The 24,242-nt window shown below is 72.8% G+C and carries 23 protein-coding genes; 13 read left to right on the top strand and 10 right to left on the bottom strand.

The window, feature by feature from the left end:
• Positions 1-129 precede the first annotated feature (129 nt).
• The 4 genes from HC362_RS25965 to pyk all read left to right on the top strand — a co-directional run bounded on the left by HC362_RS25965 (position 130) and on the right by pyk (position 5,657).
• On the top strand, positions 130-1,854 hold the full coding sequence (locus HC362_RS25965; protein WP_243086567.1) for a pyridoxal-dependent decarboxylase: 1,725 nt from the start codon (positions 130-132) through the stop codon (positions 1,852-1,854).
• Positions 1,833-3,293, top strand: coding sequence for a SidA/IucD/PvdA family monooxygenase (locus HC362_RS25960; RefSeq protein ID WP_243088817.1), 1,461 nt, complete (start codon positions 1,833-1,835; stop codon positions 3,291-3,293). Before HC362_RS25965 ends, HC362_RS25960 begins: the two co-directional genes overlap by 22 nt.
• Positions 3,290-4,030, top strand: a complete 741-nt coding sequence (locus tag HC362_RS25955) for an SIMPL domain-containing protein (protein WP_243086566.1) — start codon at positions 3,290-3,292, stop codon at positions 4,028-4,030. The genes HC362_RS25960 and HC362_RS25955 overlap by 4 nt, the downstream gene beginning before the upstream one ends.
• A gap of 199 nt (positions 4,031-4,229) precedes the next feature.
• Positions 4,230-5,657, top strand: coding sequence for a pyruvate kinase (gene pyk, locus HC362_RS25950; RefSeq protein WP_243086565.1), 1,428 nt, complete (start codon positions 4,230-4,232; stop codon positions 5,655-5,657).
• 120 nt (positions 5,658-5,777) lie between these two features.
• Here the strand turns inward: pyk and HC362_RS25945 are convergent, their stop codons facing one another.
• The 3 genes from HC362_RS25945 to HC362_RS25930 all read right to left on the bottom strand — a co-directional run bounded on the left by HC362_RS25945 (position 5,778) and on the right by HC362_RS25930 (position 7,655).
• Positions 5,778-6,101 (bottom strand): chorismate mutase, encoded by a 324-nt coding sequence (locus tag HC362_RS25945; protein ID WP_243086564.1) that lies wholly within the window; start codon positions 6,099-6,101, stop codon positions 5,778-5,780.
• 184 nt (positions 6,102-6,285) lie between these two features.
• A complete protein-coding gene (locus tag HC362_RS25935; RefSeq protein WP_243086563.1) occupies positions 6,286-7,242 on the bottom strand; it encodes a Ppx/GppA family phosphatase in 957 nt (318 codons plus the stop codon).
• A gap of 116 nt (positions 7,243-7,358) precedes the next feature.
• Positions 7,359-7,655, bottom strand: coding sequence for a hypothetical protein (locus HC362_RS25930; RefSeq protein ID WP_243086562.1), 297 nt, complete (start codon positions 7,653-7,655; stop codon positions 7,359-7,361).
• A 299-nt stretch (positions 7,656-7,954) separates the two neighbouring features.
• On the opposite strand from HC362_RS25930, the gene HC362_RS25925 reads away from it, so the two are divergent.
• The gene (locus HC362_RS25925; protein ID WP_243086561.1) at positions 7,955-8,842 is read left to right on the top strand and encodes a hypothetical protein; all 888 of its coding nucleotides are present in this window, start codon (positions 7,955-7,957) and stop codon (positions 8,840-8,842) included.
• 64 nt (positions 8,843-8,906) lie between these two features.
• Positions 8,907-9,371: a PPOX class F420-dependent oxidoreductase gene (locus HC362_RS25920; protein ID WP_243086560.1), complete on the top strand. Its 465-nt coding sequence runs from the start codon at positions 8,907-8,909 to the stop codon at positions 9,369-9,371.
• Positions 9,372-9,406: 35 nt separating this feature from the next.
• On the opposite strand, the gene HC362_RS25915 is transcribed toward HC362_RS25920, so the two are convergent.
• Genes HC362_RS25915 through HC362_RS25905 form a run of 3 tightly spaced genes read right to left on the bottom strand, consistent with a single transcriptional unit; the run spans position 9,407 to position 12,134 of the window.
• Positions 9,407-10,390, bottom strand: coding sequence for a carbohydrate kinase family protein (locus HC362_RS25915; protein ID WP_243086559.1), 984 nt, complete (start codon positions 10,388-10,390; stop codon positions 9,407-9,409).
• On the bottom strand, positions 10,381-10,860 hold the full coding sequence (locus HC362_RS25910) for an SCP2 sterol-binding domain-containing protein (RefSeq protein ID WP_243086558.1): 480 nt from the start codon (positions 10,858-10,860) through the stop codon (positions 10,381-10,383). Before HC362_RS25910 ends, HC362_RS25915 begins: the two co-directional genes overlap by 10 nt.
• Positions 10,857-12,134, bottom strand: coding sequence for an NAD(P)-binding domain-containing protein (locus tag HC362_RS25905; protein WP_243086557.1), 1,278 nt, complete (start codon positions 12,132-12,134; stop codon positions 10,857-10,859). The genes HC362_RS25910 and HC362_RS25905 overlap by 4 nt, the downstream gene beginning before the upstream one ends.
• 172 nt (positions 12,135-12,306) lie before the next feature.
• On the opposite strand from HC362_RS25905, the gene HC362_RS25900 reads away from it, so the two are divergent.
• From HC362_RS25900 to HC362_RS25870, 7 genes are all read left to right on the top strand, one after another.
• On the top strand, positions 12,307-12,813 hold the full coding sequence (locus HC362_RS25900; protein ID WP_243086556.1) for a hypothetical protein: 507 nt from the start codon (positions 12,307-12,309) through the stop codon (positions 12,811-12,813).
• The gene (locus HC362_RS25895) at positions 12,810-14,447 is read left to right on the top strand and encodes a multicopper oxidase family protein (protein WP_243086555.1); all 1,638 of its coding nucleotides are present in this window, start codon (positions 12,810-12,812) and stop codon (positions 14,445-14,447) included. Before HC362_RS25900 ends, HC362_RS25895 begins: the two co-directional genes overlap by 4 nt.
• A gap of 211 nt (positions 14,448-14,658) precedes the next feature.
• Positions 14,659-15,861 (top strand): nucleotide disphospho-sugar-binding domain-containing protein, encoded by a 1,203-nt coding sequence (locus HC362_RS25890; RefSeq protein ID WP_243086554.1) that lies wholly within the window; start codon positions 14,659-14,661, stop codon positions 15,859-15,861.
• Positions 15,849-17,705: an asparagine synthase (glutamine-hydrolyzing) gene (asnB, locus tag HC362_RS25885; RefSeq protein WP_243086553.1), complete on the top strand. Its 1,857-nt coding sequence runs from the start codon at positions 15,849-15,851 to the stop codon at positions 17,703-17,705. The genes HC362_RS25890 and asnB overlap by 13 nt, the downstream gene beginning before the upstream one ends.
• 36 nt (positions 17,706-17,741) lie before the next feature.
• Positions 17,742-18,416, top strand: coding sequence for a TenA family transcriptional regulator (locus HC362_RS25880; RefSeq protein WP_243086552.1), 675 nt, complete (start codon positions 17,742-17,744; stop codon positions 18,414-18,416).
• Between the two features lie 50 nt (positions 18,417-18,466).
• Positions 18,467-19,666 (top strand): cytochrome P450, encoded by a 1,200-nt coding sequence (locus tag HC362_RS25875; protein WP_209242364.1) that lies wholly within the window; start codon positions 18,467-18,469, stop codon positions 19,664-19,666.
• Complete coding sequence (locus HC362_RS25870) at positions 19,666-19,863, top strand: ferredoxin (protein WP_243086551.1); 198 nt, start codon at positions 19,666-19,668, stop codon at positions 19,861-19,863. Before HC362_RS25875 ends, HC362_RS25870 begins: the two co-directional genes overlap by 1 nt.
• 147 nt (positions 19,864-20,010) lie before the next feature.
• Here the strand turns inward: HC362_RS25870 and HC362_RS25865 are convergent, their stop codons facing one another.
• The 4 genes from HC362_RS25865 to HC362_RS25850 all read right to left on the bottom strand — a co-directional run bounded on the left by HC362_RS25865 (position 20,011) and on the right by HC362_RS25850 (position 24,220).
• Positions 20,011-21,198 carry a glutathionylspermidine synthase family protein gene (locus tag HC362_RS25865; RefSeq protein WP_243086550.1) on the bottom strand — a complete coding sequence of 396 codons (1,188 nt, stop codon included), beginning with the start codon at positions 21,196-21,198 and terminating at the stop codon, positions 20,011-20,013.
• A gap of 30 nt (positions 21,199-21,228) precedes the next feature.
• Positions 21,229-21,663 carry a hypothetical protein gene (locus tag HC362_RS25860; RefSeq protein ID WP_243086549.1) on the bottom strand — a complete coding sequence of 145 codons (435 nt, stop codon included), beginning with the start codon at positions 21,661-21,663 and terminating at the stop codon, positions 21,229-21,231.
• Between the two features lie 46 nt (positions 21,664-21,709).
• On the bottom strand, positions 21,710-22,483 hold the full coding sequence (locus HC362_RS25855) for a hypothetical protein (RefSeq protein WP_243086548.1): 774 nt from the start codon (positions 22,481-22,483) through the stop codon (positions 21,710-21,712).
• A gap of 117 nt (positions 22,484-22,600) precedes the next feature.
• Positions 22,601-24,220, bottom strand: coding sequence for an FAD-dependent monooxygenase (locus tag HC362_RS25850; RefSeq protein WP_243086547.1), 1,620 nt, complete (start codon positions 24,218-24,220; stop codon positions 22,601-22,603).
• Between the last annotated feature and the right edge of the window lie 22 nt (positions 24,221-24,242).

Below are 24,242 nucleotides of genomic sequence, written 5' to 3'. Positions count from 1 at the left end.
GGCCGGCTACCTCCTTCGGGCGAAGTAGCGCGGAGATCGTCAGGTGGCGGGGCGCACGGCGCCTAAGTTAGGTCGCCCTAACCAGCCGTGGCCGCCGCTGTGTCCGGCCGCCGTGACGAGGGAGCCGCCATGTCCGCGTTCACCGTCGATGGTCTTCAGGAGGCCGCCCCCGGCCCGGAGGGGAGGGCGGGACCTGTCCCGGGGCCGGAAACGGGCGCGGGGGCCGGCACGGGAGCCGGGACGGGCGCGGAAACGGGTACGGGGGTGGCGCCGGATCCGGGTCGGCTGCTGGCGGGCGGGGCCGCCGGGCCCGCCGCGCTGCGTCCGCTGCTGGGCACGGTGGTGGGGGCGTTGTCGCGGGGCGCGCTGGAGCGCGGCGGGCCGCTGCCGCCGGGCGGCCCCGAGGCGGTGGCCGCGGGGGTGCGGGACGCGCTCGGTGCGGTGCTGCCGGAGCGGGGCGTGGGCGCCTCGGAGGCGCTGGATGTGCTGGTCGGCGCGGTGGCGCGGGGAGCGGCCGACCCGGCGGAGCCGCTGTGCGCCGCGCATCTGCACTGTCCGCCGCTGGCGGTGGCGGCTGCCGCTGATCTGGCGGCCAGTGCGCTCAACCCGTCGCTGGACTCGTGGGACCAGGCCCCCGCCGCTTCGGAGGTGGAGCTGCTGGTGTGCCGCGCGCTGGCGCGGCTGGTGTTTCCGCAGGCCGGGCCCGGGGGCGTCGCGACGGACACGGGGCCGGACGCGCTGGTGACGACCGGCGGTACGGAGGCCAATCAGCTCGCTGTGCTGCTGGCCCGGGAGCAGGCCGGAACCGGCGGGTGCGGTGGCCGGTTGCGGCTGGTGTGCGGCTCCAACGCGCATCACAGCGTGCACCGTGCGGCGTGGCTGCTCGGGGTGGAGCCGCCGCTGGTGGTGCCGACGCCGCGCGGGGTGCTGGACCCGGCGGCACTGGAGACGGCGCTGGGTGACCTGTCCGCGCCCGCCGACGGTTCGGGGTCGCGGGCCGTGCCGCTGGTGGTGGCCACGGCGGGGACGACGGACACCGGTGCGGTCGATCCGTTGCCGCGCCTGGCCGAGGTGGCGCACCGTCACGGCGCCCGGCTGCACGTGGACGCGGCCTACGGCGGTCCGCTGCTGTTCAGTGCGGCGCTGCGGGGGCGGCTGGCGGGGGTGGAGCTCGCTGACAGTGTGACGTTCGATCTGCACAAGCTGGGCTGGCAACCGGTTGCCGCCGGTTTCCTGGCCGTACCCCGCGCTTCGGCGCTGCGGGTGCTCGACCACCGTGCCGCCTACCTCAACGCCGACGACGACATCGAGGCGGGCCTGCCGGATCTGCTGGGGCGGTCGCTGCGCACCACGCGGCGTCCGGATGTGCTGAAGGTGGCCGTGACGCTGCGGGCGCTGGGGCGGGCGGGGATGGCCCGGCTGGTGGAGCGCACGTGCGCGGCGGCGGTGGAGCTGTCCGAACGGGTGGCGCGGGACGAGCGGTTCGAGTTGTTCGCGCGCCCGGCGATCTCCACGGTGGTGTTCCGCCCGGCGGGTGGCGGTGACGCGTTGGTGGCGCGGGTGCGGCGGCTGTTGCTGGAGCGCGGGCAAGTGGTGCTGGGCCGGGCCGCGCTGGAGGGACGGCTGTGGTGGAAGGTGACGCTGCTCAACCCGGCGGTGCGGGGCAGCGATCTGGCCGCGCTGCTCAAGCTCGTCGCGGAGGCGACTTCGGAGGCGACTTCGGAGGCGGCGGAGCAGACGGCCGCGCAGACAGCCGCGCAGACGGCGTGTGCCGACGCGGCGGGAGTCGAGGCTGCGGGAGCGGAGGCATGGGGAGAGGCAACGGGACCGGTATGCGAGGGAGCGGACACGTGAGTGATGTCGAGGGGACGCGCGCCGCGGCCGCCGAGGCGGCCGAGCCGCTGGATCTGGTGGGTGTCGGGATCGGCCCGTTCAACCTCTCGCTGGCGGCGCTGGGGGACGGGGTGCCGGGCCTGCGGTGCGCGTTCTACGAGCAGCGGCCCGCCTTCCGCTGGCATCCGGGGCTGCTGATCGAAGGGGCGACGCTGCAGGTGCCGTTCCTGGCGGATCTGGTGACGCTGGCGGACCCGGCGAGCCCGTGGTCGTTCCTGCGGTTCCTGCGGGAGCGCGAGCGGCTGTTCCCGTTCTACTTCGCGGAGCGGTTCCACATCGAGCGGGCCGAGTACGACGCGTACTGCCGGTGGGTGAGCGAGGGCGTGCCGGGGCTGCACTTCGGGCACCAGGTGGACGCGGTGCGCTGGAACGCCGAACGGGCGCTGTTCGAGGTCGACTTCACGCAGTTGGACGCGCACGGCGAGGCGGAGGCGCTGGGCCGGTCGTACGCGCGCAATGTGGTGCTGGGGATCGGTACGGCGCCGTATGTGCCGCAGGCACTGCGGCCGCTGGCCGAGTCGCCGTCGGTTCCGGTCCACCACTCGTCGGAGTATCTGGAGCGGCGCGAGGAGCTGTTGGCCGCGGGACATGTGACGGTGGTCGGCTCGGGCCAGTCGGGCGCCGAGGTGTTCCTGGACCTGCTGCGCAGGCGCCCGGTGGGGCGCGAGCGGCTGCACTGGCTGACGCGCAGCGCCGCGTTCGCGCCGATGGAGTACAGCAAGCTGGGACTCGAACATTTCACCCCGGACTACACCCGCTACTTCCACGCTCTGCCGGAGCGGGTGCGCGACGGGCTGCTGCCGCGCCAGTGGCAGCTGCACAAGGCGGTGGACGCCGAGACGCTGGCGGCGGTGCACGACGAGCTGTATCGCAGAGCGCTGCTGCTGGACAGCGGCGGGGCTGAGGGCGACGGCGGCTCCTGGCCGGACGCGGTACTCACTCCCGGGGTGCGGGTGCGCACGGCGGGGCGGGGCGGCGGGTCACGCCTGGAGCTGCATCTCGAGCACGCGGAGCAGCAGGAGCGCGGGGTGCTGACGACGGATGCGGTGGTGCTGGCGACGGGGTACGTAGAGCGACTGGCGGACGGGATGCTGGCGGCGCTGGACCCGTATCTGCGGCGGGACGCCTCGCGGCGTCCGGTGGTGGACGAGGAGTACCGGCTGGTGCTGGACCCGGCGGTGGCCGGCGCGGTTTACGTGCAGAACGCGGAGCGGCACACGCACGGGGTGGGGGCCCCCGATCTAGGGCTGGCGGCGCACCGCAGCGCGGTGATCCTCAACGCGGTGACGGGTCGGGAGTGTTACCCGCTGCCACGGCGTACGGCCTTCACCCGCTTCGGGCTCGGTGCGCAGCGGTCGGGGGCATCGGCGGCGGGGCGGTCTGCCACAGTTGGCGTATGACGCAGATACCCGGTGAAGTGCCGCTGTCCTCCGCTCCGTTGCCCGACGGCCCGGGCGCGCTGCCCTACGGCACGCCTGACGCGCCGCGGGTGGCGGTGCGCGGGGAGGCGACCTTGGAGTTCGATCCGGAGTACGCGCGGATCGGGATCTCGGTCTCCGCGCGCGGGACGGACCGGCGCGGCGCGCTGGAGGACCTGACGCAGCGCAACGCGACGGCGCTGGAGTTGGTCAAGAGCTACGGCGATGCCGTGCGGAAACTCTCGACGGGGACGTTCAGTGTGCAGCCCCGGTTGCGGGACGGTAAGCGGGAGCGGGTGCACGCCTATGACGGGCGGGTGCGGCTGAATGCGACGGTCACGGATTTCACGGTGCTGGGCGAATTGACCACGCGGCTCGCCGATCTGGAGCTGACCGAGGTGCAGGGCCCTTGGTGGGGGCTGTGGCGGAACTCGGAGGCGCACCGTACGGCGCGGCAGCAGGCGGTGCGGGAGGCGGTGACGCGCGCCCGGGAGTACGCGGAGGCGCTGGGGGCCCGTCTGGTGGCGCTGGTGGAGCTGGCGGACCTGGGCGCCGAGGTCAGTACCCCGCCACCGCCGCCGTATCCGGCGGCGCCCGGAGGTATGAGGTACGGCAGGGCGGCCGGGCCGCCTCCGGAGCTCGATCTGGAGCCGCAGCCGCAGACGGTGTCCGCTCAGGTGAATGCGCGGTTCGTGATGAGTCCGCCGCGGCTGGACTGATCCGCGAGGAGGACGCGAGGCGCTTCGCGCTGTTCCGTCTCACCCGGCGAGACGGAACAGCCCCCGGGTGCGCTCATCCGAGCAAATAGCCGCCCACTTTATTAGTTGTCCTCGGGATTGAATGGCTTTTCGGTAAAAGGCGGTTGGACAATTGTCCGGCAGCGGTTCTTTACGCGCCGGTAAGTCTTAGGCTCGGGCTATGCGCCGAGCAAAAATCGTCAGCACCCTGGGCCCGTCCACCGACTCGTACGAGCAGATCAAGACGCTCGTGGAGGCCGGAATGGACGTGGCCCGGTTCAACATGAGCCATGGCACGCACGCCGAGCACGAGGAGCGCTACCACCGGGTGCGCGCCGCCTCGGAGGAGACGAAGCGCAGCGTGGGGGTGCTCGCGGACCTTCAAGGCCCGAAGATCCGGCTGGGCCGTTTCCAGGAGGGGCCTGTACTCCTTGAACGGGGCGACGAGTTCGCGATCACCGTGGAGGACAGGGAGGGTGACCGCGCGATGTGCGGCACCACCTACCCGGGCCTCGCCGCCGATGTGACCGCGGGCGAGCGCATCCTGGTGGACGACGGACGGGTCACCCTGGAAGTCACCCGCGTCGAGGGCTCCGTGGTGCACACGATGGTCATCGAGGGCGGCATGGTCTCCGACCACAAGGGCCTCAACCTGCCGGGCGTCGCCGTCTCGGTGCCCGCGCTGTCCGACAAGGACGTCGAGGACCTGCGGTGGGCGCTGCGCACGGGCGCGGACATGATCGCGCTGTCGTTCGTGCGCAGCGGGCACGACATCAAGGAGGTCCACCGCGTCATGGCGGAGGAGGGCCGCTATCTGCCCGTCCTCGCCAAGCTGGAGAAGCCGCAGGCGGTGGCGAACCTGGAGTCGATCGTGGACGCCTTCGACGGCGTCATGGTCGCCCGTGGCGACCTGGGCGTGGAGATGCCGCTGGAGCAGGTGCCGCTGGTGCAGAAGCGGGCCATCAAGCTGTGCCGGCGCAACGCCAAGCCGGTGATCGTGGCCACCCAGATGCTGGACTCGATGATCGACGCCTCCCGCCCCACCCGCGCCGAGGCGTCCGACGTCGCCAACGCGGTGATGGACGGCACGGACGCGGTGATGCTCTCCGGCGAGACCAGCGTGGGCAAGTACCCGATCGAGACGGTGCGCACGATGAGCCGGATCGTGGAGGCCGCCGAGGAGGACGTGCTCGCCAAGGGCCTGCCGCCGCTGACGCAGAGCAGCAAGCCGCGTACCCAGGGCGGTGCGGTGGCCCGTGCCGCCGCCGAGATGGGGGACTTCCTGGGCGCCAAGTACCTGGTGGCCTTCACCCAGTCCGGCGACACGGTCCGCCGGCTGTCCCGCTACCGCTCCCCCATCCCCGTGCTGGCCTTCACCCCGGACCCGGCGACCCGCTCCCAGCTCAACCTGACCTGGGGCGTGGAGACGTTCCTCGGCCCGATGGTGCAGACCACGGACGAGATGGTGGACCAGGTCGACGAGATGCTGCTGAAGCTGGGCCGCTGCGAGCGGGGGGACCTGGTCATCATCACCGCCGGCTCGCCGCCCGGCGTCCCCGGCTCGACCAACCTGGTGCGGGTGCACCGGCTGGGCGAGGAGGACTCCTGAGTCCGCTCGGCGGACGAGCGGGCTGCGTGGCTGAGCAGGCCCCGCGGATGGACCCGCCCCGCGGATGAGCACCCCCGCGGATGACCGGCCCGGGCCGTTCGGCGGCCCGGGCCGGTGGCGTCACTTCCCGGCAGCGCCGGCGATCTGCTCGTGGTGGCGGATGACCTCCGCGATGATGAAGTTCAGCAGCTTCTCGGCGAAGGCCGGGTCCAGTTTGGCGTCCTGGGCGAGTTCGCGCAGGCGGGCGATCTGCCGGGCCTCGCGGTCCGGGTCGGCCGGGGGCAGGTCGTGGTCGGCCTTGAGACGGCCGACGCGCTGGGTGCACTTGAAGCGCTCGGCGAGCATGTGCACCACAGCCGCATCGATGTTGTCGATGCTGTCGCGCAGCGCGGTCAGCTCCGCGCGTACGGACTCGTCGGGCTGCTGGATGTTGCTGCTGGTCATCGCCCGACCTTATCCGCTGAGGCGGCTGCATGGGATGGTCGGCGGGTGGTCCGGGGCGGGGACGCGTCCGGCGTAGCCGCCGGGGACCTCGCGGGACCGGGTGGCGCGGAAGTGGACGGGCGGGGTAGGGGCGAGGCGGGCACGCGGCTCCCCATGGACAAGTGTGCGTGGTTGTCGGACTTCCTCACCCGTCCAACTCGTCCTGTTCGAACCGGAGCGCCGCTTCGTGTTCGAGCTGCTGGATCAGCACGCCCTCGCGCAGCGCCCAGGGGCACAGCGTCAGGGTCCGCAGGTCCAGCAGTTTCATGGTGGTGTGCGCGACGAGGGCGCCTGCCAGCGCCTGGCCGGCGCGGGCGGGCGAGATGCCGGGCAGGTCCGCACGCTCCGCGGCGGGCAGCCGAGCCAGTCTGCCCAGCTCTTTGCGCAGCCGGCCCCGCTTCAGATACCGCGGGGTGAAGGGCCCCTCCCGGCCCGGCGGTGCCCCGCAGAGCCGGGCGAGCTGGTGCAGGGTGCGGGAGGTGGCCACCGCGGTGTGCGGCTGCTCCCAGCGGACGCGCGCTGTGACATCGCGCAGTTGGTGCCGTATCTGTCGACGTACGGCGCGCAGCTGCTCGGGCGGCGGCGGGTCGGCGGTGCCGAAGTGCTCGCGGGTGAGCAGTCCGGCTCCCAGCGGGACGGAGACCGCCAGGTCCGGCACGCCGGAGCGGCCGAAGGCCACCTCGACCGAGCCGCCGCCGATGTCGAGCAGCACCATCGGTCCGGCTCGCCATCCCATCCAGCGGCGGGCCGCGAGGAAGGTCAGCTCGGCCTCCCGGCGCCCGGACATGATCGCGAGGTCCAGCCCGGAGTGTTTGCGTACGGTCTCCACGATCCGGGTGCGGTTGGGTGCCTCTCGAACGATCGCCGTGGCGAAGGCGGTCAGCCGGGACACTCCCCAGGAGCGGGCCTCCTCGTCGGCCGCCGTGGCCGCCTCGGCCAGCCGCTCGACCGCGTATTCGGGCAGTCGGCCGTCGCCGTCCACGTCGTCGGCTAGCCGCAGCCGGTATTTGACGGTGTGCACGGGGAGCGGCACGGCGCCGTCGGCGTCGGCTATCTCCAGCCGTACGGTGTTCGAGCCGACGTCCAGGACACCCACCCGCAAGCCGAACCTCCCGCCGACAGCCGCTCCTTCGCTTCGCGTACCCGTAGAGCCCCTGCCCGGCACCGGGCCTGCGGGGTGTACGGGGCCGCGGGGCCGGTGCCCCGCGGCCGCGGCCGTCAGACGGGGAGCACGCGTCCGGTCGCGTGCGCGCGTGCGGTGTGGTGCCCGGGCCCGGCGGACCGGTGCCGCCCCATCACACAGCAGTTGTTCATCGCCTCCAGCCCGGTCCGCACATCGTCTCCGGCCAGCCCGGTGTGCTGGGCGATCCGTTCGACGGTGGGAGCCTGGGGCCGGGTGGCGCGGGTCAGTTCTCGGACAGCGGCGCGCACCTTCTCACGCAGCTCGCCGACCCGATGGGACGTGTGGACGCCCCGGGCGTGGTCGCGAACGTGACGGTGGCGTGCGGCGCACATAGGAACTCGCTCCTCCCGGTCTCGTGTATTCCCGGCAACCGCGGGAGGCGGCTCGGGTGACACACCCGGGGCGACCTTTCGCGGTCACCTCCCGCGGATGTGCCTGTCCTCCCAAGCACCTGGCGTTTCGTATTACCGACAGCACCCGGCCGCAAACCCCTGATGATCCAACTTTTCGCGGACGACAAGAATCCGGCACCCGGTGCCGTGGCGCGGGTGGACGCTGCTGCCCGCTGTTGCCCGGCGGGGCGCCGGGGGCGGCGTTATCGTGGCGGTAGGCCGCGTGCTGGGGGTGTGGGATGGGTGGTTCGGTGGCTGACCCGGTGGAGCGGGGCTTTCCGCATCTGGAGACGGTGCGCGAGGCGATCACCGCGCTCTACCGGCGGATGTCGGCCGACTCGGTGCGGGGCTTCGACACCAGCGTGGCGCCCGGCGATGTGGCCTTCGCGGACGCGGACGACCTGTATCTGGGCGCCCAGCGCGTCGCGGGGGTGATGGTGCGGCATCTGCGGCTGCCCGAGGCGCGGGTGATCGTCAGCTTCCGCGAGATGACACACGCGGCGAACGTCGAACTGACGGCCGGGCCTGAGTACTTCGTCGAGCTGAACGCCCGCTTCAAACGCCACCGTCACGACATCGGCGCGGCCCTCGCCCACGAGGTCACCCATGTGTGGCTGCACCGCCTCGGCCTGGCGTTCGACGGCACCCGGGCCAACGAGATCCTCACCGACACCGCCACCACCTACCTCGGTGCCGGCTGGCTCCTGCTGGACGCGTTCCGGCAGGACGCCCTCACCTCGCAGAAGCTGGGCTACCTCACGCCCGAGGAGTTCGGCTACGTACTGGCCAAGCGGGCGCGGCTCTTCGGGGAGGACCCGGCGATCTGGTTCACCAGCCCGCAGGCGTACGAGGCCTATGAGCGGGGGCGCAAGGTGGCCGACCGGGAGGAGGAGGTGCCGCCGCTGGCCGCCGCGCCGTGGCTGGAGCGGCGCCGCTATGTGCGGGACCGGCGGCACGGTGCCGGTCCCGGCGGCGCCACGGGGTACGCCTTCGAGCACGGCGACGGCGCGGGGCTGCGGGTGTCGTTCCCGTGCCCCACCTGCCGGGTACGGCTGCGGGTTCCCGTGCGGGGGCATGTGCGGGCGCGGTGCGGGCTGTGCGAGTCGGTCTGGCCGTGTGACACCTAGGTCGTGGCCGGTGGGTCGCGACCGGTGAGGGGTGTGTCGTGGCGGGGCGCGGTAGGTTCGGGGTATGGCTCCTTCGATCGCTACCAACACCCGGGTCGGACTCGATGAACTGCTGGAGTTCGTACGGCCCCGGCACCGGGCCATCCTGCTGACGCGGCGGGAGGACGGCACACCGCAGGCGTCACCGCTGACGTGTGGTGTCGACTCGGCGGGGCGGATCGTCATCGCGACGTATCCGGAGCGTGCCAAGACGCACAACGCGCGCCGCGAGGCCGAGGTGAGCGTGCTGGTGCTGTCGGACGAGTGGAACGGGCCCTGGGTGCAGATCGACGGCGAGGCCGAGGTGCTGGATGTGCCGGAGGCGGTGGAGCCGCTGGTCGAGTACTACCGGGTCATCTCCGGCGAGCACCCCGACTGGGACGAGTACCGGTCGGCCATGCTCGAGCAGGGCAAGTCGCTGATCAGGGTCACCCCGCGCCGCTGGGGCCCCGTCGCCACGGGCGGCTTCCCAGCTCGGCTGGCCTCCTGAAGCGCAGGAGCCGGGCTTTCAGCAGGGGCGCCCCCTCACCGGGAGAGGTGGGGGGCCAGCTCCCGTGCGGCCTCGGCGCCGTAGGCACCACGCAGGCGGGCAAGGAACCCGTCCCGTTCCAGGGTGTAGGTCTGCGTACCGGTCACCTCCAGCGCGGTGGTGGCCAGGGCACCGCCCAGCTGGGCCGCACGCTGACGGCCGAGCCCCCGGGCGAGGCCCGCGAGAAAGCCCGCGCGGAAGGCGTCACCCGCACCGGTGGGATCGACGGCAGCGCCCGGCGCCAGGGGCACGGCCGCCACATCGACGGGGCAGACCCCCACTTGCTCGATGTGCACCCCGTCGGCGCCCCGGGTCGTGACCCAGGCGCCGACACGGCCGAGGATCTGCTGCTCCGTCCAGCCGGTGCGCTCCTGGAGCAGCACCGCCTCGTACGCGTTGGTGAACAGATACGCGGGCCCGGCCAGCAGCGCCCGCACGCCGTCGCGGTCGAGAACAGCCAGCTGCTGGGAGATGTCGGCGGCGAACGGGACGCCCAGCTCCGCGCATTCGCGGGTGTGGCGCAGCATCGCCTCGGGGTCGTCGGGCGCGACGACGACCAGGTCGAGGCCGCCGGTGCGCCTGGCCACCTCGGGCAGCGAGATGTCGCGGGCCTCGCTCATGGCGCCCGGGTAGAAGGAGCCGATCTGGTTGTGGTCGGCGTCGGTCGTGCAGACGAAGCGTGCGGTGTGCCGGCTGCTGCTGACGTGCACCGAGTCGGTGTCGACGCCGTGCTCCTTGAGCCACAGCTGATAGTCCGACCAGTCGCTGCCCGCGGCACCGACCAGCACGGGGGTCAGTCCGAGCGCGCCGAGCCCGAAGGCGATGTTGGCCGCGACGCCGCCGCGCCGGATCTCCAGCTCTTCCACGAGGAAGGAGAGCGACACCGTGTGCAGGCTCTCGGGCAGCAGTTGTTCGCTGAAGCGGCCGGGGAACGTCATCAGGTGGTCCGTGGCGATCGAACCTGTCACGGCTATGCGCACGGGAATTCTCCTTGCTCGGAATCGGGGGCGGTGCCGGAGCCGGGCGGGCGGCCGCTGCGGGCGCCGAACCACTCGATCCAGTTCATCGCGAAGAACGCGTCGCCCGAGATCTTCAGCCGGCCGCCGACGAACGCGTCCGTGCCCTTGAGCTCGCCCACGGCCAGCGCCACCAGATCGGGCAGTGCCACGCCGATGGTGGCGTCGGGCGCGTGGTCGAGCGTCGCGGACGTGGCGCAGCTGCCCTGGTCGACGGCGACATAGCGGTGGCGGACGCCGAGCGGGGTGTCGATCTCGTAGTGGAAGACGCCGGAGGCCAGCGCGGCGCGCTCGGGACTGAAGCGGGCCCGGAACCACTCGAAGACGAGGTCGAGCAGCGCCTCCACCTCGTCGGGCGGCGGCGCGGGCGTGGCGGCGGCGCGGGAGCGGGCGATGCTGCGCAACTGGTGGAACACCGCTTCGGGGGCGGTCACGAAGCGGCTCCCGTACGCCCGCCGCCGACCGTGTGTTCCAGCAGCACGGAGGCGTCCTTGTCGCCGTCGCCCGCCGCGCCGACGTCGGCGAAGCGTTCCCGTACGGACTCCAGAACGGGCAGCGGCACCCCGGCGACCGCCGCGTCGCCGAGGGCGAGGCGCAGGTCCTTCTCCATCAGCGTCGAGCGGAAGAACGCCGGCTCGTAGCTGCCCTTGCGCATCAACTCGGCGCGGAAGCGCAGCACCACGGAGCTGAAGCCGCTCTCCGCGACGGAGGTCAGCAGCCGGTCCCGGTCGAGTCCCGCGGCCACACCGTAGGCGACCGCCTCGGCGAGGGAGGCCACCTGGGCGCCGAGCAGCAGGTTGAAGATGAGCTTGAGGGTGGCGGCGGTGCCCGGCTCCCCGAGGTGGACGACCTGCGTGCCGAGGGTGTCCAGGATGTCCGCGACCCGGGCGATGTCGGCCTCGTCGCCGCTGGTGTAGACGCGCAGCTTGCCCTCGCGGGCCTGGAAGGGGTTGCCGACGACACAGGCCTCCACCCGGCGCAGCCCCAGCTGGTCGAGCCGCCGGGCGGAGGCGCGGGCGTAGGCGGGCGAGACGGTCGAGGTGTCGATGACGACGGCGCCCGGCGCCAGCGCCTCGGCCACCTGGCCGAACAGCACCTCCTCCACGGCCGCCTCGTCGGCCAGGCTGAGCAGGACGACCGAGCGGCCCCTGGCGGCCTCGGCGGGGCTCGCGGCGACCGTGGCACCCGCCTCGGCCAGCGGCGCGGCCTTGGCTGCCGTGCGGTTGTGGACGGTCAGCGCGCACCCCGCGTCCAGGAGGCGATGCGCCATGCCACCACCCATGTTGCCCAGCCCGATGAAGGCCAGCGGTTCGGCGGGGGCGGAAGCCGCCGTGTCGGTCCCGGACGCGGCGGCCCCGGAGGCGGCGGCCTCCGACACGTCGGCCCCGGACGCGGGTGGCACGTCGAAGACCGTCTCGGTGACGACCATCTCGCCGCCCCGGCGGAACGGCTGGAGCCTGCGCCGGTTCTCGACGTGGGCCTCGCTCAGCTCGAACGCGCGGAAGGAGGGCTCGTCGGCCCAGTCGGTGAGAACGTAGTAGACGTTCTCGTCCTCGGCCGAACGCACCAGCGACTGGCCCCGGTTGGCGGGCTCACCCGCGATGCCGGTGGCCACCTGGCGCCAGGTGCGCTCGAACTCCTGCCGCCTGCCAGGGTGGATCTCCATCCGCAGCAGGACGCGGAACGGTGGCCGGGAGTCAGCTTCCATGGTGCGCGCCTCCAATGCGTGGGAACGCCCCTACGGTCACCATCCGCGCTCGACATCCGATCGAGGCACGCTCCGGACCCGGTCGGCGGGCGGCCGGCGGAAAGACGGCTCAAGTCCTGCTCGAGGGCGCCTCCCTACGCTCGGTCGAGACCCCGACACCGGAGACCACGCCATGGCACACAATCCCGACGGGGGCCTCGCCGGCGCCCCGGAAGCCGCTCGCGGGCCCGCCCCGGGAGAGACCCTGCCACCCGCCGCCACCAGGGTGGACAGCCCCGCCGCCGCGCCGCGTAAGGTGCGCCGCTGGCCGATCGTGGTGCTGCGGTGCGTGGCGACGCTGTTCTTCGTGCTGCTGCTGATCCAGCCGGTGCTGGCGGGCATGTTCATCAGCGGCGATGTGGACCTGCTCGACCTGCACGAGGCCAACTCGTTCGTCATCAGCATCACCAGCTGGTTCCAGGTGCTGGCCACGGTGCTGGTGTGGCGGCCGGGACGCGGACCGCTGTGGCCGATCGGAGTGGCGGTGCTGCTGAGCTTCGCCATCGTCATGCAGGACGGCTGGGGGTACGCGCGCGAACTCCAGCTGCACATCCCCCTCGGCGTGCTCCTCGTCGCCGCCTCCACGGCTCTCCTCTACTGGTCGTACGGCCACCGCCCCGGACGCGGGAGGCGTGGATGAGCGCGGCACGCCGCAGGCCGGGCGCCGTGCGCGCAGAGCTCGACCGGCGCCGCTTCCTGGCCCTCGCCGGGGGTGCGGGGGCCGCGGCCGCGCTGGGCGGGGCTGCCGGATGCGGCTCGTCCGGCGCCGGTGACGAGGTCTCCGGCGAGCTGCTGCGCAGCACAGCGCGGCTGCCCGAGCCGTTCAAGGTGCCGCTGCCGGTGCCGCCGGTGGCCGAACCGGTGCGCAGCCGGGGCGGCGCCGTCGTCCACGAGGTGGAGCAGCGCGCGGCCCGCCAGGAGATCCTGCCAGGCCTGAGGACGGAGGTGTGGGGCTACGACGGGCGGTTCCCCGGGCCCACCTTCGTCGGCGAGTCGGGCCGCGAGCTGCGGCTTCGGGTGCGCAACACCCTCGCGGTGCCGACCTCGACCCATCTGCACGGCGGCGTGCAGAAGCCCGAGTTCGACGGGCACCCGACCGACCTGGTGCTGCCCTCCGGCTTCCCGGACCCGCGGAAGGGCCACGGGCACGGGAAGCACAGCGAGCACAGCATGGTGAAGCCGTCGGAGTGGACGGTCTCGCGCGGCCACAAGGAGTACGTCTTCCCGCTCGAACAGGCCGCCACCACGCTGTGGTACCACGATCACCGGATGGACTTCAGCGCCCCGCAGGTGTGGCGGGGGCTGGCGGGGATGTTCCTGATACACGACGACGAGGAGAGCGGGCTGCCGCTCCCCGAGGACACCCGGGACATCCCGCTGATGATCTGCGACCGGGCCTTCGAGGAGGACGGTTCGTTCCGCTACCCGTCGCTGGACCCCTCGCTGACCCGCGAGCCCGGAGTGCGCGAGAAGTACATGGAGGGGGTCACCGGCGACGTCGTCCTGGTCAACGGCGCGCCCTGGCCGGAGCTGGAGGTGAGCGCCGAGCGGTACCGCTTCCGCATTCTGAACGCCTCCAACGCGCGCCGCTACCGGCTCGCCCTCGACCCCGGCCCGCGAGAGGGTGCCGCGTTCGTGCAGGTCGGCAGCGACAGCGGGCTGCTGGACGCGCCTCGTTCGCACGAGGCGCTGCCGGTCTCGCCGGCCGAACGGTTCGATGTCGTCGTCGACTTCGGGTCCTACCCGGTGGGCTCCACGGTGCGGCTCGTCAACACGCTGGGCACCGGCGGCACCCGGGACGTGATGCGGTTCCGGGTGGCCCGGCGGCCGAAGCGCGGCGGCGGCGCGCCGGAGGTGCCCAGGCGGCTGGCGGACGTACGGAAGCTGCGGGCCGCACAGGCCGTCGCCGAGCGGCAGTTCGACTTCCGGCTCAAGCAGGTCGACGGCGTGCCGATGTGGACCGTCAACGGCAAGCCGTACGATCCGGGCTCGCCGCTCGCCTCACCCCGGCTGGACACCGTCGAACGGTGGCGCTTCACCAGCGACTTCCACCATCCCGTCCACGTCCATCTGGCGCATTTCCAAGTGCTGGCGCGGGGCGGGAAGTCGCCGCTGGCGACCGACGCGGGGTGGAAGGACACGGTGGATGTGCGGCCGTACGAGGTCGTGGACGTCCTCGTACGGTTCTCCGGCTACCGGGGGCGCTACATGCTGCACTGCCACAACCTGGAGCACGAGGACATGGCGATGATGGCGGACTTCCGGGTGGTGTGAGCCACCGCTGGGGCTGGGGCCGGCCGAACAGGAGATCCCGCCGCGACGGCGAGCGGCCACGGCGCAGGGTCCGGCGGAATCGAAGACGTCCCCGGCCACGACGTTCGGTGCCGAGCGGGCCGCAAGGCTCTAGCGAAGGGCGACCCGGCTCCTAGCCGGGTGCGCCACCGTCTTCCTCGTCATGTTGGCGGCGGAAGGGGTTGGGGCTGCGATGCGGGTACTGTTCACGACCTGGGCCTGGCCCTCTCATCTGTACGCGCTGGTCCCGCTGGCGTGGGCCTGCCGCAGCGCGGGGCACGAGGTGCTGGTCGTCAGCCAGCCGGAGCTGCTCCCTCTGATCGAGCGGACCGGACTGCCGGGTGCCGCCGTCGGCAAGGACGTCGACGGGGTCGGCATGGTGCGCGGCTATGTGCTGCCCAGCAAGGACGACCCGACGGGCGACCAGCGGGCGCCGCGCGGCGGCAAGGGGCCGCGGGCGCTGCGGATGTTCACCGCACACGCCGACTCGATGGTCGACGGGGTGGCCGAGACGGCCCGCGGGTGGGGTGCCGATGTGGTGGTGTCCGAACCGACGGCGCTGGCCGGACCGCTGGCCGCGGCCGCGGCCGGGGTCCCTGCCGTACGACTGCTCTACGGCGCCGACCTGATGGCGCGGGCCCGTCCGCTGCTGCCGGACGCGCTGGCGCCGCTGGCCGAGCGGGTGGGCGTCGACCCGGCGGGCTACCACCCGTTCGGGGACTTCACCATCGACCCGTGCCCGCCGGGGTTCCAGGCTCCGGCGCCGGCCGAGCACCCCCGGGTGCCGATGCGGTACGTGCCGTTCAACGGGCCGGGAACGCCGCCCGATCCACCGCTGCCACCGCCGCGCAGCGGCCGCCGCAGGATCGTGGTCACCTGGGGGCACACCATGGCGCGGCTCGACCCCGCGCTGTTCCTGGCCGGGCACGCCGCGCGGGCGCTGGCCGCGCTGCCGGACGCGGAGCTGGTGCTGGCGGTGACCTCGGCACAGCGCCCCCTGCTGGGCCAGGTGCCGGAGGGCGGCAATGTGCGAGTGGTGCTCGACGCTCCGCTGCACACGCTGCTGGGCGGCGCCGACCTGGTGGTCGCGCACGGCGGTGCGGGCACCGTGCTCACCTCGCTGCGCGCGGGGCTGCCGCTGCTGCTCGTACCGCAGTTGCCGGATCACGCAGGGCACGCGGCGCGGGTGCTGGCGACCGGTGCCGGTGAGGTGCTCACCAGGGACGAGGCGAGCGCGGAACGGCTGCGCGAGGAGGCGGCCGGGCTGCTGGACCGTACGGCGGGCGCGGCCCGGCGCGAGGCGGCGCGGGCGCTGCGGGACGCCATGCTGGAGCAGCCCGCGCCCGCCGTGGTCGTCGGCGAGCTGGAGAAGCGGGTGGTCGCATGTGCGGCATAGCGGGCTGGATCGACTTCGCGCGGGAGATGCGCGAGGAGGGCAGCACCGTACGGACCATGGCCGGCACCCTGGCCAACCGGGGCCCGGACGACGAGGCGGTGTGGACGGACGCGGACGCCGCGCTGGGGCACCGCAGGCTCGCCGTGATCGATGTGGACGACTCCACCCAGCCGATGACCGCCGAGCACGACGGGCGCACCCTCGCGGTCCTGGTGCACAACGGCGAGATCTACAACTACCGCGAGGTGCGGGCTCGACTGACATCGCTGGGTCACCGGTTCCGTACCGCCGGGGACACCGAGGTGGTACTGCGGGCCTATCTGGAGTGGGGCCCCGAGTGCGTGCGGCGGCTGGACGGGATGTTCGCGTTCGCCGTGTGGGACCCGCGCAGCAGGCAGCTGCTGCTGGCGCGGGACCGGCTGGGCATCAAACCGCTGTACTACGCGCGCACGGCGCACGGTCTCCTCTTCGGCTCCGAGCCCAAGGCGCTGCTGGCGCACCCGTCGCTGGAGTGCGTGGTCGACGCGGAGGGGCTGGCCGAGCTGCTGGCCTACATCGCGACACCGGGGCACGCCGTCTACCGGGGCATCCGGGAGCTGCCGGCCGGGCACACGGCGGTGCTGCGGGAGGGCGCGGGCGGTGCGGTGCTGAGCGAGTCGCGGTACTGGTCGCTGCCCAACCACGAGCACCCGGACACCCTCGAGCGCACTGTCGAGACGGTGCGGGGGCTGCTCGATGAGTCGGTCGGCTCCCATCTGGTGGCCGACGTACCGCTGTGCACGCTGCTGTCGGGCGGTGTGGACTCCAGCGCGCTGGCGGCCTTCGCGGCCCGCGCGGGGGCCGGGCGGCCGCGTACCTTCGCGGTGGACTTCGAGGGGCACACCGAGCGGTTCCGCAAGGACTTCTGGCACGAGGACCCGGACGCCCCGTACGCGGTCGAGGTCGCCCGCCATGTGGGCACCGACCACGAGCCGGTGGTGCTGCGTACCGCCGAGCTGGCCGACCACGTGGTGGACGCGGCCGCGCTGCGGGCCCAGGATCTGCCCCGGCCGATCCCCGACATGGACCGCTCGCTGTATCTGCTGCTGCGCGCGGTACGGCAGCGCTCCACGGTGGCGCTGATGGGCGAGGTCGCCGACGAGCTGTTCGGCGGCTACCAGTCCTTCCGCGACCCGACGCTGGTGGACACCGCGAACTTCCCCTGGGTGACGATGGGGCTGCGGGTGGCGCCGCACGGGATGAGCACCGGGCTGCTGGACCCGGGGCTGCTGCGCAAGATCGACGTACCCGGCTACTCGGCGCAGCGCTGGTCGGAGACGGTCGCCGAAGTGCCCGACGTGCCCGGCGAGTCGGAGACCGAGCGGGTGATGCGGCGGGTCGGGCACGCGCATCTGACGCGCTGGCTGCCGCTGCTGCTCTCCCGCGACGACCGGCTGAGCATGGCCGTAGGACTCGAGCTGCGGGTGCCGTACTGCGACCACCGGCTGGTCGAGTACGTCTACAACATTCCCTGGGCGATGAAGACGGCCGACGGCCGGGAGAAGAGCGTGCTGCGCTCGGCCGTCGCCGACCTGCTGCCCGAGTCGGTCACCCAGCGCCGCAAGAGCCCCTTCCCCATCACCCAGGACCCGGACTACGGGCAGGTGCTGCGGCGGCGCTTCAACGCGGTCGTCGCCGACCCGGCCAGCCCCGTACGGCCGCTGCTGGACGGGCCCGCCTGTGCGGAGCTGGCGGCCGAGGACCGGCCGATCGCGGTGGACGGGTGGGGCGAGCGCCGCAACGTCGAGATGGTCCTCCAGCTCGACGCCTGGCTGCGCCACTACCGCGTCCGGCTGGACCTGTGAGAACGAGATGCCGCGAGAGCGAACGGAGAGGGCGAGATGAAGCTGAGTGATCAGCTCAAGGAGCTGGCCGCGCCGGTGCTGGAGAAGGTGCTGGCACACCCGTTCTGGTCGGGGCTGCGGGACGGCTCCCTGCCGGGCGAGTCGCTGGCGTACTTCGTCGAGCAGGACACCGGGCGGCTGCTGCCCGCCTACGCGAGGGCGCTGGCCCGTACGGCGGCCGCCGCCGAGCGGGACGCGCACACGGCGCTGCTGGGCCGCTCGATCACCGGCACCCTGGAGGCCCGCGACCGGCTGCGGGAGAAGTACGCGGATCTGGCCGGGGGCATGGGCCTGCCCGAGCCGCCGACCCAGCCGCCGGAGGCCGGCCCCGTCACCCATGCGCACTGCGCGTTCTTCAACGCCTCCAGCGCCGCTTCCTTCGGCGCGGGCGTCGGGGCGCTGCTGCCGATGGTGTGGTTCAACCACCAGGTCTCCGACGACCTGCTGGAGCGCCGTACGCCCGGCTCCCGGTACGCCGAGTGGATCGGGATCTACCACCCGGGCGAGGGCTATCGCTACGCGGTGCGCGCATTCCTGGGGCTGGCCGACGAGCTGGGCGAAACGGCCTCACCGGCCGAACGGGACCGGCTGATCGAGCACTTCCGTACCGGTGTCCGCCACGAGTGGGCGTTCGCCGAAGCCTCCTGGACCCGCCCCGAGTGGCCCGTATGACGGCCGCGGCAGCAGGCACCCCATCACCGACCGACCCCGGAGGGACAACCGTGAGCACTCAGACCCCGCCCAGGTATCCGTTCGCCTGGACCCCGCCCATGCAGGTGCCCGAAGCGCTGCGGCACGTGCACGGCAGCTCCGCGATGGAGGTGACACTGCCGAGCGGGGACGTGGCGACGCTGGTGACCCGGTACAAGGACGTGCGCGCCCTGTTCGCCGACAAGCGCCTGTCCCGGAACATCGCGCGGCCCGACTGTGCGCGGATCTCCAAGGACAACGACCTGTTCATGGACCCGGAGATCGACCCGGACCCGCCCAAGCACACCCAGGTGCGCTCCCTGGTGACCAAGGCGTTCACCGCGCGCCGGATCGAGGCGCTGCGGCCGTATGTGCAGCAGGTCGCGGACGAGCTGCTGGACGAGATGGCAGCCGGGCCGCAGCCCGTGGAGCTGAACGAGGCGCTGGCGTTCCCGCTGCCGATCAAGGTGATCTGCAAGCTGCTGGGCGTTCCGGCCGAGGACCGCGACCAGTTCCGCGCCTATGTGGACGGCTTCCTTTCCGTCACCAAGCTGCCGCCCGAGGAGGTCGGGCAGTGCCGGCAGAACCTGTGGAAGTACCTGGGCGACCTGATCGACGCCAAGCGCGAGAAGCCCGGTGACGACCTGGTCAGCGAGCTGATCCGGGTCCGCGACGAGGAGGACAACCGGCTCAACGACCACGAGCTGCACTTCTGGTGCCAGGGGCTGCTGATCGCCGGCTATGTGACCACCGCCAGCCAGATCGGCACCGGAACCGCCGTACTGCTGCACCACCCGGAGCTGGTGCGGCAGATCCAGGAGGACTGGTCGCTGGTGCCCTCCACCGTGGAGGAGCTGCTGCGTACCCAGATCATGGGCTCCTCGGTGGGCACCATGCGGTACGCGGTGGAGGACATCCCGCTCTCGGACGGTTCGGTCATCAAGAAGGGCACCAGTGTGCTGCTGTCGGAGGAGGGGGCCAACATGGACCCCGAGGTCTTCGACAACCCCTTCGAGCTGGACATCCGCCGCCAGGAGAACCACCACATGACCTTCGGCGCGGGCATCCACTACTGCGTGGGCGCCGCGCTGGCCCGGATGGAGCTCCAGGTGGCCACCGAGTCGCTGCTGCGGCGCTTCCCCGACATCCGGCTCGCGGCACCCGCCGAGGAACTGCCGCGTGCGCTGGGCGGGTTCATGGAAGGCTTCACCGAGATACCCGTGGAGTGGTGATGCTCCGAGTGACGGCGAACTCCGAGACCTGCGCGGTCAGCAGCCTGTGCGTCTACCGGCTGCCCGGCGTCTTCGACCAGGACGAGGACGGGCTGGTCGTCGTGCTGGACGAGACCCCTTCGGGGGAGCTCCACGAGGAGGTGCGGCGCGCGGCCCGCGGCTGCCCCACCAAGTCCATCCGCGTCACGGAGGACTGACCTTCGGCCGGTTCCCCCTCACCGCCTCCCCGCGGAGCACGAACCGGCCCCACGACGCAAGGGTCCCGGCAGCTGCCGGGACCCTTGCGTCGTGGCTGCGGTACTGCCCAGTGCTCGTGTTGCTGCCGGTTCCGGTTCCGGTTCCGGTTAGAGGATCACGTGCGGAACGAAGCGCGCGTACTCGTCCGTGACGAGCCCCGCGGACTCCCGGATGCCCAGTCCCGCCGCCTCACCGTCCACCACCCAGGTGCCCAGCACCGTGCGGTTGCCGTCGAAGTCCGGCAGCGGGCACAGGGCCTGGTAGCAGCACGGCTCGTCCCGTACCGAAGCCTCGGTGCCCGGGTCGTGCAGGGTGACGCCCGCGCCCTCGCGGCCCAGCAGCGGCTTGGCCACCCAGCCGGTGGTCCCGGCCAGCTCGCGCGGCCCGTCCAGATAGGCGGGCAGCAGGTTGGGGTGGCCTGGGAACAGCTCCCACAGGATGGCCAGCAGCGCCTTGTTGGACAGCAGCATCTTCCAGGCCGGCTCGATCCACATGGTGGTGCCCGTGCCGCCCCCGTTGTCGAGGGTCTCCAGCACGTGCGGGCCGAACCGGTCGGAGGCCAGCCACTCCCACGGGTAGAGCTTGAAGCAGGCGCGGACGAACTTCAGCCGCTGGTCGACGAACCGGCCCGAGAGCCGGTCCCAGCCGATCTCCTCCACGGGGATCGCGACCGTCTCCAGACCGGCCTGCTCGGCCGTCTCCTGGAGGTAGGCGACGGTCATCAGATCCTCGCCCAGCTCGTCGCGCGCCGAGTGGGCGAAGTGCACGGGCGCGCCCGGCGGCAGCAGCGCCGCCTGCTTCTTCCACACCTCGACCAGCCGCTCGTGCAGCGAGTTCCACTGGTCGGCGCCGGGAAAGCGCTCCTCCATCCAGAACCACTGCGGGGAGGCCGCCTCCACCAGCGAGGTGGGCGTGTCGGCGTTGTACTCCAGCAGCTTGGCAGGCCCCCCGCACCCGTCGTAGCGCAGGTCGAACCTGCCGTAGAGGCTGGGCAGTTCGTCGCGCCGCCGCCAGCTCTCGGCGACGCGGTCCACCAGCGCCCGGTCGGTGATGCCCAGGTCGGCGAACCGGTTCTCCGCCACGATGTGCGCGGCGGCCCGCAGACACATGCCGTGCAGTTCCTCCACGACCTCCTCGAGGGCTTCCACCTCGGGCAGGGTGAAGGAGTAGTAGGCGCTCTCGTCCCAGTACGGGCGCAGCGAGCCGTCGGGGTACCGGGTCAGCGGGTAGATGCAGCCCTGCTCCTCGACGGTCTCCTGCCAGCCGGGGCGCGGGTCGATGGTGTGGCGTTCCACGCGGTCCCTCCTCTCGTCGGCCGCGCCCGTTCAGCCGCCGTAGCTGCCACCGCCGCTGCTGCTGCCGTACCCGTCGTCATCGTCGTCGCAGCCGAAGCCCGCCCGTTCGACGGCTGCCGCGTGGACGAACGTGCCGTCCTTCGCCCGGCCCTTCGCCTCGCGGCCGCCGTAGTACCAGACGTTCTCCCGCCCTTCGGCGCCCTCGGCGGCGGGAAATGCTGCGTTCCTGGCCGCAGCCGCGGTGCCGCCGGTCTCGCACTGGCTGGGAGGCAGGATGCGGTAGCCGCGCACCGCGTCGTAGCTGTCGGGGTCCACGCACCGCCGGTCCGGCTCCGACGAGTAGCCGGACAGCGCCACCGCGAGGGCGCCCATGCTGCCGAGTACGACGGTCGAGGAGCGGAGCTTCCGCCGCGGAGCACGTATGGCTCCCTTGTCGGTGCTGTGCGCTTTCGGCGTGCTGGTCATGCGAGTTCCCCCTGAGTACGACGGAGACCGATCTGCCGCGCACACCCTAGTGGGTGGGTGCGACGCTCTCGATCAGACGTTCACAGCCGGCGATGTAGTTCCGGGCCGCCCGAGCGGTGACCGGGGTCAGGTCGCGTACCGCCGCCTCACGCAGCCGGTGCAGCCCGTCGAAGACGGTGACGGTGCCGGGCGGGGCGCCCGTCAGTACCAGTCGCCGCCGCAGCGCTCTCACGTCCCGGCCGGGGAACGGATGGGGCGGAGCGGGCAGGGCGGCGTCCAGCTGATCCGTCAGCGCCGACCACGCGGCGGCCAGCGCCCCGACGGGCGAGGAGCCGAGGAGTTCCCACGCCTCCTCGAAGTCCCGGGGGGTCGCTCGCGGCAGTGGCCCGGCGGGCCGGGGCTCGGACGGTGGCCGGGGCTCCGGCGGACGCTCGGAGTCCGCCGGGGCGCTGCCCGGGGGAGGCTCGGGAAGCGGGAACGGCTCCGGTGCCGGGGAAGGGGCCGGGGCCGGCCGCGAGGGCGGAGGAGGCTGCTGCCGGGAAGGTGGTCCGGACATACGGAACCGCCTGGGCCGCCGGGTCCCCCGGGGCCGCGGCACGCCGTACGGCTCCGGAGAAATCGGCTCCCCCACCTCCTCGGCGCGCTCGCGCAGCACCCTGGCCTCCGCCTCGAACTCGATGGCTCCGGCCGGGGTTTCGATCCGCGTCATCCGGGCGAAGGCCTCCCGCAGGTACGAGCGCAGGTACCAGGCCACCGTGAGCGTCACCAGCGGCCAGATCACGGCCTCGACGTAACGGAGGACGAGTTCGGCGACATCCATGGGGATCATCCTGGCCCGGACGGCGGCCGTACCGCATGCGAAAGGGGCCGCGCACGCGAACGGGTCCGGCAGCATCATCCGCTGCCGGACCCGTTCGCACCGCGTTCCGGGCGCCGTTCAGCCGCGCGGATACTGCTCGCGCAGCGCCTGTCCCAGGACCGCCTTCGGGTCGGCTGCCGCGCCCTCGGAGCGCCAGGCCACGAACCCGTCGGGACGGACGAGAACGGCGCCGTCGGCGCCGATGCCGTACACCTCGGCAACGGACCGCCCGTCGACGGCCACCAGCGTGGCGCCGGGCCCGCCCACCCGGTGGGCGTCCAGCCGTACACCGGTGTCCGCTGCGACCGCCGCTGCCGCCTCGACCCAGGTCTGTCCCTGCTCGGCGGTCAGGAGCACGGGCGCCCGGCCGTACAGGTCGAGGGTGGAGATCCGCTCCCCCGCGCGGTCGAGTTCCATGTGCGGGGCGCGGGTGCCCGGCTCGCCGCGCAGGGCCTGCGGCGGTACCGGCGGTCCTTCGCCGTAGCGGTAGCCGAAGACGGTGGTGCTGTACGCCTCGGCGGGGTCGGGGCCCTCGCCCTCACCGTCGCCGTCCGGACCGGTGCGCTCCTGCATCATGCCGAGGGCCTGCTGGAGCGTCATCCAGGCGACCGGGTGGCGCTCGGTCTGGTAGGTGTCCAGTAGTTCGGGCCCCGACTCGCCGTCGAGCACCGCGGCCAGCTTCCAGGCCAGGTTGTTGGCGTCCTGGATGCCGAGGCTGGCGCCGAACCCGCCGGTGGGCGGCACCAGATGGGCGGCGTCACCGACCAGGAAGACCCGGCCCCTGCGGTACTCGCGGGCGACCTGCGCGCCGATGATGAAGCTCAGCCACTTGGCGCCGCCGGCCGGCAGCTGGGGCACGATCCGTACCTCCAGGTCGGGCTGGCCGATGGCGGCGCGCACCAGCTCGATCGCCTGCTGTTCGGTGATGGTCTCCAGTGTCTCGCCCTCGGGCATGGCGGTGGCGAAGATCCAGCGCTGTTTGCCGTCGTGCGCGAACAGGATGGTGGAGGGCGCGGGCTTGTCCAGGTAGCAGACGCCGACGTCGCGGCCGCGTGCCGCCTGGCTCAGGTCGGCCTCGAAGAGCACAGAGAGCGTGGTGGCGAACTCGCCGGGCCCGTCCGCGACGATGCCCAGCTCCTGGCGGATGGGGCTGCGGCTGCCGTCGGCCGCGACGAGGTAGGCGGCGTGTACCGTGCGCTCCTGGCCGCTCGCGGTGTCCCTCAGGACGGCGGTGACCCCGTCCTCGGACTGGGTGAAGGAGACCAGCTCGGTGCCGAAGGCCAGCTCGGCGCCCAGTTCGGCGGCGCGGCCGCGCAGCAGATGTTCGAGCCGGTCCTGGTCGATCGGTGCCCACTCGCAGGGGCTGACGCCGCCGGTGGGGTCGGGCTGGTCGGTGGGGCCGCTGAACATCTCGGGGCCGGCCAGGGTCTCGGCACGGATCATCAGCAGCTTGCTGAAGTCGGTGGCCAGGCTGGCCTCGGACCAGATGGGGCCCTCCAGCCCGACCTGCCGGTACAGCTCGACCGTGCGCGGGTTGACGCCGCGCGAGCGCGGGTGGCTGAGGGTGTCGGGGTGGCGTTCGACGACGAGCGAGCGGATGCCGTGCCAGCCGAGGAACACCGCGGTGGACAGCCCTGTCACCGCGCCTCCCACGACCAGTACCGGAACCTGCTGCGGGGCCTGCGGGGTATCGCTCATGGGTTGGGACTCCTCTTCTCGG

The organism is Streptomyces sp. 891-h, assembly GCF_022760275.1.
Taxonomy (GTDB): Bacteria; Actinomycetota; Actinomycetes; order Streptomycetales; family Streptomycetaceae; genus Streptomyces; species Streptomyces spirodelae.
The sequence above is the reverse complement of the archived record's forward strand: the minus strand, read 5'-3'. Positions and strand labels throughout refer to the sequence as shown.

Bases quoted from the DNA above. Each gene is read 5' to 3' on its own strand.
- HC362_RS25925 (WP_243086561.1), top strand. From the start codon at position 7,955: ATGGGTGGTTCGGTGGCTGACCCGGTGGAGCGGGGCTTTCCGCATCTG.
- HC362_RS25870 (WP_243086551.1), top strand. From the start codon at position 19,666: ATGCTCCGAGTGACGGCGAACTCCGAGACCTGCGCGGTCAGCAGCCTG.
- HC362_RS25900 (WP_243086556.1), top strand. From the start codon at position 12,307: ATGGCACACAATCCCGACGGGGGCCTCGCCGGCGCCCCGGAAGCCGCT.
- HC362_RS25890 (WP_243086554.1), top strand. From the start codon at position 14,659: ATGCGGGTACTGTTCACGACCTGGGCCTGGCCCTCTCATCTGTACGCG.
- HC362_RS25850 (WP_243086547.1), bottom strand. From the start codon at position 24,220: ATGAGCGATACCCCGCAGGCCCCGCAGCAGGTTCCGGTACTGGTCGTG.
- HC362_RS25895 (WP_243086555.1), top strand. From the start codon at position 12,810: ATGAGCGCGGCACGCCGCAGGCCGGGCGCCGTGCGCGCAGAGCTCGAC.
- HC362_RS25960 (WP_243088817.1), top strand. From the start codon at position 1,833: ATGCGAGGGAGCGGACACGTGAGTGATGTCGAGGGGACGCGCGCCGCG.
- HC362_RS25965 (WP_243086567.1), top strand. From the start codon at position 130: ATGTCCGCGTTCACCGTCGATGGTCTTCAGGAGGCCGCCCCCGGCCCG.
- HC362_RS25955 (WP_243086566.1), top strand. From the start codon at position 3,290: ATGACGCAGATACCCGGTGAAGTGCCGCTGTCCTCCGCTCCGTTGCCC.
- asnB (WP_243086553.1), top strand. From the start codon at position 15,849: ATGTGCGGCATAGCGGGCTGGATCGACTTCGCGCGGGAGATGCGCGAG.
- HC362_RS25880 (WP_243086552.1), top strand. From the start codon at position 17,742: ATGAAGCTGAGTGATCAGCTCAAGGAGCTGGCCGCGCCGGTGCTGGAG.
- HC362_RS25855 (WP_243086548.1), bottom strand. From the start codon at position 22,483: ATGGATGTCGCCGAACTCGTCCTCCGTTACGTCGAGGCCGTGATCTGG.
- HC362_RS25920 (WP_243086560.1), top strand. From the start codon at position 8,907: ATGGCTCCTTCGATCGCTACCAACACCCGGGTCGGACTCGATGAACTG.
- HC362_RS25905 (WP_243086557.1), bottom strand. From the start codon at position 12,134: ATGGAAGCTGACTCCCGGCCACCGTTCCGCGTCCTGCTGCGGATGGAG.
- HC362_RS25930 (WP_243086562.1), bottom strand. From the start codon at position 7,655: ATGTGCGCCGCACGCCACCGTCACGTTCGCGACCACGCCCGGGGCGTC.
- HC362_RS25945 (WP_243086564.1), bottom strand. From the start codon at position 6,101: ATGACCAGCAGCAACATCCAGCAGCCCGACGAGTCCGTACGCGCGGAG.
- pyk (WP_243086565.1), top strand. From the start codon at position 4,230: ATGCGCCGAGCAAAAATCGTCAGCACCCTGGGCCCGTCCACCGACTCG.
- HC362_RS25860 (WP_243086549.1), bottom strand. From the start codon at position 21,663: ATGACCAGCACGCCGAAAGCGCACAGCACCGACAAGGGAGCCATACGT.